Source organism: Streptomyces sp. NPDC002671 (assembly GCF_053592475.1).
This window is the reverse complement of the sequence record NZ_JBSFVU010000002.1, coordinates 157315-169709: the sequence shown is the minus strand read 5'-3', so window position 1 is coordinate 169709 and position 12395 is coordinate 157315. Positions and strand designations below refer to the sequence as shown.

Genomic DNA, 12395 nt, shown 5'->3' with positions numbered 1-12395 from the left:
ATTGCTTGGAAGGCTGTTGGTCATGGCCATAGCGCAGCCCGAGCGGGGCGGGCTGCTGCCCGAACGCGCGGGCCCCCTTCGCGGCACGCTCGCCACCACCGCGTGCATGGAGACACTCCAGGTCGGCTATCTGCACGCGGTCGCCGCCGCGGCCGGCTGCTCGCTGTCCCAGCCCTTCCCGGACAACGGCATCGACTGGCACGTCAGCCACAGCGCACCCGGGCACACGGTCGACGACGAGGTCACCATCAAGGTTCAGCTGAAGGCCACCTACCAGGTCGCGCCCAACCCCCCGGGCCGCTTCTTCTCCTTCACGCTCGACAACGACCACCTGCGCAAACTCGCCCGAACCCCGGTCTCGGTGCACAAGATCCTGGTTGTCATGCTCGTCCCGCGCTCCCAGGGCGACTGGCTGCGCGCCAGCCACGACCGCCTCGACCTCAGGCACTGCTGCTACTGGGTCAACCTCGCCGGCCACCCCGTCACCGGCCGGCACCGGACCACCGTGCGGATACCGACCTCACGCATCTTCGACGACCGGGCGCTGTGCGAGATCATGACGCGGGTCGGGACGGGAGGCAGGCCATGAGAAGCCGTCCCTACGACGAGCCGGTGCGGCTGGTGCGCCCGCACCCCGACGGCCTCCCCTGGAACCGGCCCCCCGAGCCCGGCGAGGTCGACCCCGCCGTGCTCGGCGCCCTGCTGCACCGGCACGGCTGGCGGCGCCGCGGGGGAGCGGCCGGGCGCTACGGCCGCTGGACCCCGCCCGGACCCTCCGGCGGCGCCACCAGCCTGCTGGTGCCCGAGAGCCGCTCCTTCCCCGACAGCGACGACCTGCTCGGCGAGGCGCTCGACGCCCTCGCCCGCAGCGAGACGCCCTCCGCGCGCGAAGTGCTGATCTCCCTCGCCGTGCCCAGCGACGAGGTCCGCTGGTGGCGCGACACCCCGAGCGGACCCGTGGGCGCCGCGCCCTGGACCGTCGACGAGCAACTGCGCGGCGCCGCCCGGCAGATGCTGCTCGCCGCCGCCCTCGCCACCCGCGCGCGGGCCGGCTACCACGGTGCCCGGCACCGCCGCCCCGCCGCCGCCCTGCTGGAGAACGTCCTCGTCGGCCCCGCCGCCGAGGGCCGCCGACTCACCGCCTTCGTGCCCGTGCACGCGGGCCGCCCGCTCGCCGTCCGTCTGCACCAGGCGCTGTACGCGGTCCGCGAGGCCATCGACTACCAGCGCGCCACCGGCGGCATGGACGCCTTCGACGGCGCCGTCGAGGCGGGCGTCAGCCGCGAGCTGACCGCGGCGATCGGTGTCCTGGTGCGGGGCGCGGAGGGCGCCCGGATCGCCGTCGAGTGGGCGCCCGCGGCCGGTGTCCCCGAGGGCTGCGCCGCCCCCGCCGAACCCGTCGAGTTCTCCCCCGGCGACCTGCCCGCGCTGCACGCGGCCGGCGCCCGCTATCTGCGCGACGAACCGTCCGTGCCGGTCCGGATCACCGGGACCGTGGTCCGCATGCGCCGCTCCGCGCCGCGCGGCGAGGGCACCGTACGGCTCCGGGTGCTCGCCGGCGCCGAGATACCGCACGTCCGCGTCACCCTCGGCGAGGAGGACTACCGCATCGCCGGCCACGCCCACCTCGTCGGCCTCCCGGTGCGGGTGCACGGCCGACTGGAACGCCGGGGCGGCTTCCGCAGGCTCACCGGCGCCTCGGGCGTCGTACCGGTACAGGTGGACGAGGCGGAGCGGGACTGGCTGATGAAGTCCCTGCAGGAGAACGTGGATTTCTTCGAGGAGGCGTGCGGGGAGGCGTACGGGGCCGAGGACTGAGGGTGACCGTTTCGCGGTCGGTGCCGTCGGGTCGGTACGATCGCCAGTGCGCGCGCTCCTGGTATGGCGCCGCATCCCACCTTCAGTCAGGAGAGACCGGTGTCAGACGTCCGTGTGATCATCCAACGCGATTCCGAGCGGGAAGAACGCGTGGTGACGACGGGCACTACGGCCGCCGACCTCTTCGCGGGCGAGCGCTCGATCATCGCCGCGCGTGTGGGCGGCGAGCTGAAGGACCTCGCGTACGAGGTCCAGGACGGCGAGACCGTCGAGGGGGTCGAGATCTCCTCCGAGGACGGCCTGGGCATCCTGCGCCACTCGACCGCGCACGTCATGGCGCAGGCCGTGCAGGAGATCTTCCCCGAGGCCAAGCTGGGCATCGGCCCGCCCGTCAAGGACGGCTTCTACTACGACTTCGACGTCGAGCGGCCGTTCACGCCCGAGGATCTCAAGGCCATCGAGAAGAAGATGCAGGAGATCCAGAAGCGCGGGCAGAAGTTCGCCCGCCGCGTGGTGACCGACGAGGCCGCCCGCGAGGAGCTGGCGAACGAGCCGTACAAGCTGGAGCTGATCGGTCTCAAGGGCTCGGCGTCGCACGACGACGGCGCGGACGTCGAGGTCGGTGCCGGCGAGCTGACGATCTACGACAACCTGGACGCCAAGACCGGCGAGCTGTGCTGGAAGGACCTCTGCCGAGGCCCCCACCTGCCCTCCACCCGTCTGATCCCGGCGTTCAAGCTGATGCGCAACGCCGCCGCCTACTGGCGCGGCAGCGAGAAGAACCCGATGCTCCAGCGCATCTACGGCACCGCCTGGCCGTCCAAGGACGAGCTGAAGGCGTACCTCGACTTCCTCGCCGAGGCCGAGAAGCGCGACCACCGCAAACTCGGCTCCGAGCTGGACCTCTTCTCGATCCCCGAGCAGATCGGCTCCGGCCTCGCCGTCTTCCACCCCAAGGGCGGCATCGTCCGCCGCGTGATGGAGGACTACTCGCGCCGCCGTCACGAGGAAGAGGGCTACGAGTTCGTCTACACCCCGCACGCGACGAAGGGGAAGCTCTTCGAGACGTCCGGGCACCTGGACTGGTACGCCGAGGGCATGTACCCGCCCATGCAGCTCGACGAGGGCGTGGACTACTACCTCAAGCCCATGAACTGCCCGATGCACAACCTGATCTTCGACGCGCGTGGGCGTTCGTACCGTGAACTGCCGCTGCGCCTGTTCGAGTTCGGCACCGTGTACCGGTACGAGAAGTCGGGCGTCGTGCACGGCCTGACCCGCGCGCGGGGCTTCACGCAGGACGACGCGCACATCTACTGCACCCGTGAGCAGATGTCCGAGGAGCTGGACAAGACGCTCACGTTCGTCCTGGGTCTGCTGCGGGACTACGGTCTGACGGACTTCTACCTGGAGCTGTCGACGAAGGACCCGGAGAAGTTCGTCGGCTCGGACGAGGTCTGGGAAGAGGCGACCGAGACGCTGCGCCAGGTCGCCGAGAAGCAGGGCCTGCCGCTGGTTCCCGACCCGGGCGGCGCCGCCTTCTACGGTCCGAAGATCTCCGTCCAGGCCAAGGACGCGATCGGCCGCACCTGGCAGATGTCGACCATCCAGCTCGACTTCAACCTGCCGGAGCGCTTCAACCTGGAGTACACCGGCCCGGACGGCTCCAAGCAGCAGCCGGTCATGATCCACCGTGCGCTGTTCGGCTCCATCGAGCGGTTCTTCGCGGTGCTGCTGGAGCACTACGCGGGCGCCTTCCCGGCGTGGCTGGCCCCGGTCCAGGCGATCGGCATCCCGATCGGCGACGCGCACGTCGAGTACCTGGAGAAGTTCGCCGCGGCGGCCCGCAAGAAGGGCCTGCGCGTCGAGGTGGACTCCTCCTCGGACCGCATGCAGAAGAAGATCCGCAACGCCCAGAAGCAGAAGGTGCCCTTCATGGTCATCGCGGGCGACGAGGACATGTCGAACGCCTCGGTCTCCTTCCGCTACCGCGACGGCTCGCAGGAGAACGGCATCCCGTTCGACGAGGCCATCGCGAAGATCGCGCAGGTCGTGGAGGAGCGGGCTCAGGTCTGACCCGTGCACGGCAGGGCCCCCGGGACACCGCGTCCCGGGGGCCCTCGTGCGTCCCGCCCGCGTCCGGAGATCGTCGTCCGGTCGCCCCGGCGACACGCCACGAACGGGCGAAGCCATATGCTGCATGGCATGACGAGTGAGCCGGAGCAGCAGATCGGAGTGGGGACGCAGGACGCGTTCCAGCGCCTGTGGACGCCCCACCGGATGGCCTACATCCAGGGCGAGAACAAGCCGACCGGCCCGGGGGCCGGCGACGGCTGCCCCTTCTGCTCGATCCCGGCCAAGTCCGACGAGGACGGGCTGATCGTCCGCCGTGGCGAGCACGTGTACGCCGTGCTCAACCTCTACCCGTACAACGGCGGCCACCTGATGACCGTGCCGTACCGGCACGTGGCCGACTACACCGAGCTGACCGGCCCGGAGACGGCCGAGCTGGCCGAGCTGACCAAGCAGGCGATGACGGCCCTGCGCACCGCGTCCGGCGCGCACGGCTTCAACATCGGCATGAACCAGGGCACGGTGGCCGGCGCCGGCATCGCGGCCCACCTGCACCAGCACATCGTCCCGCGCTGGGGCGGCGACACGAACTTCATGCCGGTGGTGGGCCACACGAAGGTGCTGCCGCAGCTGCTGGCCGACACCAGGAAGATGCTGGCGGAGGCCTGGCCCGCGTAGGCGAGCCAGGTGCCCTCCGCCAGGGGCACCGCTACGCGTCGTAGAGGTCGGCTTTCTTCGGCGTCGGGTCCTGCACCTGGCCGCTGAGGAACGCCGAGCGGGAGCCGAACTTCTCGGTGTCCACGCCGTTCTCCGTCAGGACCTTGATCGCGGCCGAGTGCACCACCCGCAGCACCGGCGTGGCCGCGCGCAGCGCGTCGTCGGCCATGAAGCGGTGCCGCCAGGGCTGGTCGGCCCAGGCGTGCCGCAGGCCGAACGGCTCGGGCAGGGCGATTGTGCCGCCGAGCCAGTTGAGCAGCGGCGGGTACCAGGTCAGCGGGGCGCGGGCGGCGAGCCGTACCACCTCGTCCGTGGTGATCAGCGGGAGCTTGACGGTGCGGGTCTCCCAGGGCTTGAACGACTTGGCGACCTGCTTGGTCGGAGCCTCCGGCTTGCCGTTGAACAGCGGGTTCACCGGGCCCAGCGCGTGTCCGGTGACCTCGATGCGCAGGGTCTCGTGCAGCACGGTCACGGTGATCATCATGGTGATGACGAGGTGGCCGTCCCACAGCGTCCACTGCACGCCGAGGTAGTGCCGGTCGCCGCTGCCGAACTGCTGCTTGTTGCAGATGTCCTGTATCGCGTGCGGCTTGATCTGGAAGGCCTCGACGTCCGCGCCCTCGGGCCGGGACACCGCCGTGGCCCCCTCGCCGATCGGCGTGACGATCCAGTGCCGTATCGAGGGCTTGGGGAAACCGCCGGTGTGCAGCGGGCCGCGCTGCAGCAGGCTCAGCTGGTCGTGGATCGCGCGTATGACGTCCCAGCTGCGGAAGGGGTGGATCTCCCGGGTGGGGTCGGCGGGGACCAGGTCCTCGGCGAGCTGCCAGGCGCCCCAGCGGGTGCCCATGCCGAGTATGCCCTTGGGGCCGGCGTAGAAGACCGAGTTGGACTGCTGCTCGGCGCTGAGCCGGGCCAGGGACTGGCGCAGCGCCTCGGCCGCGGTCTCGCCGGGGCTGCGCGGCACGGTCTCCGGGACCTTGGCGCCTACGGTGCTGCCGGAGAGCAGGCCGTTCCAGCGGGCCCGCAGGTCCTTGGCGGTGCGCTCGCAGATCTGCTTGGCCCAGAACCAGCCGATGACCGGGGCGACGACGGCCCCGCGCGCGTACCAGGCCCAGAATCCGGTGAGCGGCATCTTGAGCAGGAAGAGCGCGGCGACCACGCCGACGGCCAGGAGCAGGGCGGTGGCGAACGTTCCGGCCCGCTTGTCGTCGCGCTTGGCGACGTACGTGCGCAGCTGGAAGACGAGCAGCCAGGCGACGAGGCCGGGCAGGAAGATCAGCCCGCACACCACCATGACGAGGGACAGGAGGTTGTCGCGTTCCCGGCGGATGTTGTTGGCCGCCAGGCAGTGCTCGACGACGACCTGGGGTTCGACGCCGAAGGACTGGATGAGCGGCTTGCGGTCGGGGGCGAGCAGGCGGTCGACGACGGCCCGCGAGAAGGCCTCGCCGAGTTTCGGCTTGAACAGCGCGATCCGGCCGGGCTTGACGGTCGACTGGTGCCAGTCGTTGTCGGCCTTCTTGATCGCCTCGATCTCGTCGTCCCGGTAGGCCGCCGAAGCCAGCGCGAAGGTCGCCGCCTGGCCGCCGTCGCCGGCGACGGGCACCTGCGGCCCGTCCCACTCCGTTCCCACCGACATTCCCGCCCCCATCGCCGCCGTGTCGCTTCTGCGGCCTTCCCGACTTCCTTGCCCCGCACACCTGTTGAACAGGCCTTCGTGCCGAAAACGGGCCTGTACCGTCCGGTCGCGGCACGAAGCGATCAGGCGATCAGCGTATCCGCCGCCACCGACACCGCGTAGGCGGACGGCTCAAGCCGCCCGCCTACGCATGGAGTTGAGCCACGGTGAGCTACGTCGTCTCGCCCGCCTGTTCGCGGATCCGTTCGGCGACCTGGGGCGGCATCGGCTCGTGCCGTACATAGGTGCGGTCGAAGCGGGCCGTGCCGTGCGACAGCGAGCGCAGGTCGACGGCGTACCGGCCGATCTCGAACTCGGGCACCTCGGCGCGCACCAGGGTCCGTCCGGAGCCCACCTGTTCGGTGCCGAGCACCCGGCCGCGGCGGCTCGACAGGTCGCTCATCACGGCGCCCACGTAGTCGTCGCCGACCAGCACGGTCACCTCGGCGACCGGCTCCAGCAGATGGATCCTCGCGTCGGCGGCGGCCTCGCGCAGCGCCAGCGCGCCCGCGGTCTGGAACGCGGCGTCGGAGGAGTCCACCGAGTGCGCCTTGCCGTCCAGCAGGGTGATCCGCACGTCCACGAGCGGATAGCCGGCGGCGACCCCCTTGGCGGCCTGCGCCCGTACGCCCTTCTCGACGGACGGGATGAACTGCCGGGGCACCGCCCCGCCGACGACCTTGTCCACGAACTCGATGCCCGAGCCGCCCGGCAGCGGTTCCACCTCGATCTCGCAGATGGCGTACTGCCCGTGCCCGCCGGACTGCTTCACGTGCCGCCCGCGCCCGGCGGCCTTGTTCGCGAACGTCTCCCGGAGGGAGACCTTGTGCGGGACGACGTCGACCTGGACGCCGTAGCGGCTGCGCAGCCGCTCCAGGGCCACGTCTGCGTGGGCCTCGCCCAGGCACCACAGGACGACCTGGTGGGTGTCCTGGTTCTGCTCCAGGCGCATCGTGGGGTCCTCGGCGACCAGCCGGGACAGGCCCTGGGAGAGCTTGTCCTCGTCGGGTTTGCTGTGCGCCTCGATGGCGAGCGGCAGCAGCGGGTCGGGCATCTGCCAGGGCTCCATGAGCAGCGGGTCGTCCTTGGCGGAGAGCGTGTCGCCGGTCTCCGCGCGGCCGAGCTTCGCCACGCACACCAGGTCGCCCGCGACGGCGTGCGTCACCGGGCGCTGCTGTTTGCCGAAGGGCATGGACAGGGCGCCGACCTTCTCGTCGACGTCGTGGTCCTCGTGGCCGCGGTCGGTCAGCCCGTGCCCGGAGACGTGCACCGTCTGGTCGAGGCGCAGGGTGCCGGAGAAGAGGCGGACCAGGGAGATCCGGCCGACGTAGGGGTCGGAGGCGGTCTTGACGACCTCGGCGACCAGGGGTCCGGCGGTGTCGCACGCCTTCAGCTCGCGCGGCTTGCCGTCGATCGTGCTGACCCCGGGCATGGGGTGCTCGAACGGGGTCGGGAACCCGCCGGTGACCAGCTCCAGCAGCTCCACCGTGCCGAGGCCCTGCCGGCCGCCGTCGGTGGCCGGGGCGGCGGCCAGGACCGGGTGGAACGTGCCGCGTGCCACAGCCCGCTCCAGGTCCTGGATCAGCGTCTTGACGTCGACCTGCTCGCCGCCGAGGTAGCGGTCCATGAGGGTCTCGTCCTCGCTCTCGGCGATGATCCCTTCGATCAGCCGGTTGCGGGCCGCCTCGATGTCCGGCAGCTGGTCCGCGCCGGGCTCGGACTCCTTGCGCTCCCCGGTGGCGTAGTCGAACAGCTTCTGCGACAGCAGCCCGATCAGCCCGGTCACGGGCGCGTGCCCGTCGGCGCCCTCGGGACCGTGCAGCGGCAGATACAGGGGCAGTACGGCGTCGGGGTCGTCGCCGCCGAAGGCCTCCGCGCAGCTGCGGGTCATCTCCTCGAAGTCCGCGCGGGCGGCCTCCAGGTGCGTGATCACGATCGCCCGGGGCATGCCGACGGCCGCGCACTCCTCCCACACCATCCGCGTCGAGCCGTCCACCCCGTCCGAGGCCGAGACGACGAAAAGGGCCGCGTCCGCGGCGCGCAGCCCGGCCCTCAGCTCCCCGACGAAGTCGGCGTATCCGGGGGTGTCGAGGAGGTTGATCTTGATGCCGTTCCATTCGACGGGCGCCAGCGAGAGCTGCACCGAGCGCTGCTGCCGGTGCTCGATCTCGTCGTAGTCGGAGACGGTGCCGCCCTCCTCCACGCGGCCCGCCCGGTTCACCGCCCCGGCGGTCAGCGCAAGGGCCTCCACCAGAGTCGTCTTGCCCGCCCCGGAGTGGCCGACCAGCACCACGTTCCGTACGGACGCGGGTTGGTCGGCCGCCATAGCCCTGCCGGCGGCCCCAGGGTGTGTCTGTACCTTGTCGCCCATGATCCTGCCTCCCGTGCACGGTGAGGTCACTGTGGGCGCGGACACGCGGCACCGCGTGCACTGGCGGCTGCTGCGACGCCCGCGGTCCTTCGAGCTTTCCACTCCCGTCACGTTGCGTCCATACGACGGACGCCGATCGCGCCACACGCGCACCGCGCGGGGGCGTGCGGCGCTCCAACGGACGGGTGCGGGCGCCCGGCCGTCACGCACGCGCGCGCGTGGCTACGATGGGCCAGCCGGCGGCCACCAGGGCCGCGGCGACACCGACCGTCGGGAAGACCATGCTGAACAAGTACGCGCGTGCTTTTTTCACGCGTGTCCTCACACCGTTCGCCGCGTTCCTCATCCGGAGGGGCGTGAGCCCCGACACGGTCACGCTCATCGGTACGGCCGGGGTGGTCGCCGGTGCGCTGGTCTTCTACCCCATGGGCGAGTTCTTCTGGGGCACGGTCGTGATCACGCTGTTCGTCTTCTCCGACCTGGTCGACGGCAACATGGCCCGCCAGCTGGGCCGCTCCAGCCGCTGGGGCGCCTTCCTGGACTCCACGCTCGACCGGGTCGCCGACGGCGCGATCTTCGGCGGCTTCGCCCTGTGGTACGCGGGTCAGGGCGACAACAATGTGCTGTGCGCGGTCTCCATCTTCTGCCTGGCCAGCGGCCAGGTGGTGTCGTACACGAAGGCGCGCGGCGAGTCGATCGGGCTCCCGGTGGCCGTCAACGGCCTGGTCGAACGCGCCGAGCGACTGGTGATCTCGCTGGTCGCGGCCGGTTTCGCGGGCCTCCACAAGTTCGGCGTGCCGGGCATCCAGTGGCTGCTGCCGATCGCGCTGTGGATCGTCGCCGCGGGCAGCCTCGTCACCCTGATCCAGCGGGTCGTCACCGTCCGCCGCGAGTCCGCCGAGGCGGACGCCGCAGCCGCCCGCGAGGATGCCTCCCAGGGGAGCGAGGCGGCGAAGTGAGCACCGGCGAACGGCTGACCGACGCGCTGTACGGAGTCGGCTGGAGCACCGTCAAGAAGCTTCCCGAACCCGTCGCGGTCCGCCTCGGCCGCACCATCGCCGACCTCGCCTGGAAGCGGCGCGGCAAGGGCGTACGACGGCTGGAGGCCAACTACGCGCGCGTGGTGCCCGATGCCACCCCTGAGCGCCTGGCCGAGCTCTCCCGCGCGGGCATGCGCTCGTACCTGCGCTACTGGATGGAGTCCTTCCGGCTGCCGGCCTGGAGCGCGGAGCGCGTGAAGTCCGGCTTCGACCCCAAGGACGTGCACTACCTGACCGACGGGATCGCCTCCGACCGCGGTGTCATCCTCGCGCTGCCGCACATGGCCAACTGGGACCTGGCCGGCGCCTGGGTCACCACGAAGCTTCGGACGCCGTTCACCACGGTCGCCGAGCGCCTGAAGCCGGAGACGCTCTACGACCGCTTCGTCGCCTACCGCGAGGGCCTCGGCATGGAGGTCCTGCCGCACACCGGCGGCAGCGCCTTCGGCACGCTGGCCCGGCGGCTGCGCGACGGCGGCCTGGTCTGTCTGGTCGCCGAGCGTGACCTGTCCGCGTCCGGCGTCGAGGTGGACTTCTTCGGCGAGAAGACGCGGATGCCCGCGGGTCCCGCCCTGCTCGCCCAGCAGACCGGCGCGCTGCTGCTGCCCGTCACGCTCTGGTACGACGACTCGCCGGTCATGCGGGGGCAGGTGCATGCCCCGATCGAGGTACCGGAGCCAGGTTCGCGGGCCGAGAAGACGTCTGTCATGACACAGGCGCTGGCCGACGCCTTCGCCATCGGGATCGCCGACCATCCGGAGGACTGGCACATGCTTCAGCGGCTGTGGCTCGCCGACCTCGACCCCGCGAAGGGGCCCTCGTGAGAATCGGGATCGTCTGCCCGTACTCCTGGGACGTCCCGGGGGGCGTCCAGTTCCACATCCGTGACCTGGCCGAGTACTTCATCCGGCTCGGCCACGAGGTGTCCGTGCTCGCCCCCGCCGACGACGACACCCCGCTGCCGCCGTACGTCGTCTCGGCCGGCCGCGCGGTTCCGGTGCCGTACAACGGCTCGGTGGCCCGCCTGAACTTCGGGTTCCTGTCCGCCGCCCGGGTCCGCCGGTGGCTGCACGAGGGCGGCTTCGACGTGGTGCACATCCACGAACCGACATCCCCCTCGCTGGGCCTGCTGACCTGCTGGGCCGCCCAGGGGCCCATCGTCGCGACCTTCCACACCTCCAACCCGCGCTCGCGCGCGATGATCGCCGCGTACGCCATCCTCCAGGCCGCCCTGGAGAAGATCAGCGCGCGGATCGCGGTCAGCGAGTACGCCCGCCGCACCCTCGTCGAACACCTGGGCGGGGACGCGGTGGTGATCCCCAACGGCGTCGACGTCGACTTCTTCGCCAAGGCCGAGCCCAAGCCCGAGTGGCAGGGGGACACCATCGGCTTCATCGGCCGTATCGACGAGCCCCGCAAGGGTCTGCCGGTACTCATGGACGCACTGCCGAAGATCCTCGCCGCCCGGCCGCAGACCCGGCTGCTGATCGCCGGGCGCGGCGACGAGGAGGCGGCCGTGGCCGACCTGCCGAAGGAGCTGCGCTCCCGCGTCGAGTTCCTCGGCATGATCAGCGACGAGGACAAGGCGCGCCTGCTGCGCAGCGTCGACCTGTACCTCGCGCCCAACACCGGTGGCGAGAGCTTCGGCATCATCCTCGTGGAGGCCATGTCGGCGGGCGCCCCCGTCCTCGCCTCCGACCTGGACGCCTTCGTGCAGGTCCTCGACCAGGGCAAGGCGGGCGAGGTCTTCGCCAACGAGGACGCGGACGCGCTGGCCGAGGCCGCCGTACGGCTCCTGGCCGACCCGGACCGCCGCGACGAGCTGCGCGAACGCGGCAGCGCGCACGTCCGCCGCTTCGACTGGTCGACGGTGGGCGCCGACATCCTGTCCGTCTACGAGACGGTCACGACGGGCACGGCGGCGGTGGCCACGGACGAGCGCTCGGGACTGCGGGCGCGGTTCGGGCTGGCACGCGACTGACCGACAACGGGCCGCGGCCGGCCGCGACCGGCCGCGACGGGCTGCGGGCGACCCGAACCGAGCGGGATGCGGGAGACCCGGAGCGAGCGGGATGCGGGCGGGGCCAGGGCCCACCGATAGCCTTCGCCCGTGACCGCAACACTCATCTGGATCCTCGTCGCGCTCGTCGCCATCGGCCTCTACCTGAGCTGGACGGCCGGCCGGCTGGACCGGCTGCACGTGCGGATGGACGCCGCTCGGGCCGCGCTCGACGCGCAGCTGCTGCGGCGGGCGTCCGTGGCGCAGGAGCTGGCGACCTCGGGCGTGCTGGACCCCGCCGCCTCGATCGTGCTGTACGAGGCCGCGCACGCGGCCCGGCAGGCCGAGGAGGAGCAGCGGGAGGTCGCCGAGAGCGAGCTGAGCCAAGCCCTGCGGGCGGTCTTCGAGGACCCGCAGCAGGTCGAGGGCGTGCGCGCGGCCCCCGGAGGCGAGCAGGCGGCCCGTGAGCTGGCCGAAGCGGTGCGCCGGGTCCCCATGGCCCGCCGCTTCCACAACGACGCCGTGGGGGCCGCCCGCAGGCTCCGCGAGCACCGCAAGGTGCGCTGGTTCCGGCTGGCCGGCCACGCCCCGTTCCCGCTGGCCTTCGAGATGGACGACGAGCCGCCGGCGGCCCTGGTGGAGAGGGCCTCCTGAACATCAGGTGGACGAAAAGGATCCACCGGCTTCCCATTGGCCCTT

At 71.6% G+C, this 12395-nt stretch carries 10 protein-coding genes; 8 read left to right on the top strand and 2 right to left on the bottom strand.

The window, feature by feature from the left end:
* Positions 1-22 precede the first annotated feature (22 nt).
* The 4 genes from ACWD35_RS03440 (at position 23) to ACWD35_RS03425 (ending at position 4569) form a co-directional block, all read left to right on the top strand.
* Positions 23-589: a DUF4365 domain-containing protein gene (locus ACWD35_RS03440; RefSeq protein ID WP_451349461.1), complete on the top strand. Its 567-nt coding sequence runs from the start codon at positions 23-25 to the stop codon at positions 587-589.
* Positions 586-1818 (top strand): hypothetical protein, encoded by a 1233-nt coding sequence (locus ACWD35_RS03435; RefSeq protein ID WP_451349460.1) that lies wholly within the window; start codon positions 586-588, stop codon positions 1816-1818. Before ACWD35_RS03440 ends, ACWD35_RS03435 begins: the two co-directional genes overlap by 4 nt.
* 99 nt (positions 1819-1917) lie before the next feature.
* Positions 1918-3894 (top strand): threonine--tRNA ligase, encoded by a 1977-nt coding sequence (gene thrS / locus ACWD35_RS03430; protein WP_451349459.1) that lies wholly within the window; start codon positions 1918-1920, stop codon positions 3892-3894.
* Positions 3895-4011: 117 nt separating this feature from the next.
* Positions 4012-4569 carry an HIT family protein gene (locus ACWD35_RS03425; protein ID WP_451349458.1) on the top strand — a complete coding sequence of 186 codons (558 nt, stop codon included), beginning with the start codon at positions 4012-4014 and terminating at the stop codon, positions 4567-4569.
* Between the two features lie 31 nt (positions 4570-4600).
* Here the strand turns inward: ACWD35_RS03425 and ACWD35_RS03420 are convergent, their stop codons facing one another.
* Positions 4601-6247 carry a hypothetical protein gene (locus ACWD35_RS03420; RefSeq protein ID WP_451349457.1) on the bottom strand — a complete coding sequence of 549 codons (1647 nt, stop codon included), beginning with the start codon at positions 6245-6247 and terminating at the stop codon, positions 4601-4603.
* Positions 6248-6458: 211 nt separating this feature from the next.
* Positions 6459-8657 (bottom strand): elongation factor G-like protein EF-G2, encoded by a 2199-nt coding sequence (locus tag ACWD35_RS03415; RefSeq protein ID WP_451349456.1) that lies wholly within the window; start codon positions 8655-8657, stop codon positions 6459-6461.
* Between the two features lie 227 nt (positions 8658-8884).
* Between ACWD35_RS03415 and pgsA the strand changes: the two genes are divergently transcribed.
* From pgsA to ACWD35_RS03395, 4 genes are all read left to right on the top strand, one after another.
* Positions 8885-9616 carry a phosphatidylinositol phosphate synthase gene (gene pgsA, locus ACWD35_RS03410; RefSeq protein WP_451349703.1) on the top strand — a complete coding sequence of 244 codons (732 nt, stop codon included), beginning with the start codon at positions 8885-8887 and terminating at the stop codon, positions 9614-9616.
* A complete protein-coding gene (locus ACWD35_RS03405) occupies positions 9613-10521 on the top strand; it encodes a phosphatidylinositol mannoside acyltransferase (RefSeq protein WP_451349455.1) in 909 nt (302 codons plus the stop codon). Before pgsA ends, ACWD35_RS03405 begins: the two co-directional genes overlap by 4 nt.
* The gene (locus ACWD35_RS03400) at positions 10518-11678 is read left to right on the top strand and encodes a glycosyltransferase family 4 protein (protein WP_451349454.1); all 1161 of its coding nucleotides are present in this window, start codon (positions 10518-10520) and stop codon (positions 11676-11678) included. Before ACWD35_RS03405 ends, ACWD35_RS03400 begins: the two co-directional genes overlap by 4 nt.
* Before the next feature lie 129 nt (positions 11679-11807).
* Positions 11808-12350 (top strand): hypothetical protein, encoded by a 543-nt coding sequence (locus ACWD35_RS03395; protein ID WP_451349453.1) that lies wholly within the window; start codon positions 11808-11810, stop codon positions 12348-12350.
* Positions 12351-12395 lie beyond the last annotated feature (45 nt).

What these genes read in the sequence shown, in the direction of transcription:
- ACWD35_RS03425 (WP_451349458.1), top strand. Translation starts at nt 4,012, where the DNA reads ATGCTGCATGGCATGACGAGTGAGCCGGAGCAGCAGATCGGAGTGGGG.
- ACWD35_RS03420 (WP_451349457.1), bottom strand. Translation starts at nt 6,247, where the DNA reads ATGTCGGTGGGAACGGAGTGGGACGGGCCGCAGGTGCCCGTCGCCGGC.
- ACWD35_RS03435 (WP_451349460.1), top strand. Translation starts at nt 586, where the DNA reads ATGAGAAGCCGTCCCTACGACGAGCCGGTGCGGCTGGTGCGCCCGCAC.
- pgsA (WP_451349703.1), top strand. Translation starts at nt 8,885, where the DNA reads ATGGGCCAGCCGGCGGCCACCAGGGCCGCGGCGACACCGACCGTCGGG.
- ACWD35_RS03415 (WP_451349456.1), bottom strand. Translation starts at nt 8,657, where the DNA reads ATGGGCGACAAGGTACAGACACACCCTGGGGCCGCCGGCAGGGCTATG.
- ACWD35_RS03440 (WP_451349461.1), top strand. Translation starts at nt 23, where the DNA reads ATGGCCATAGCGCAGCCCGAGCGGGGCGGGCTGCTGCCCGAACGCGCG.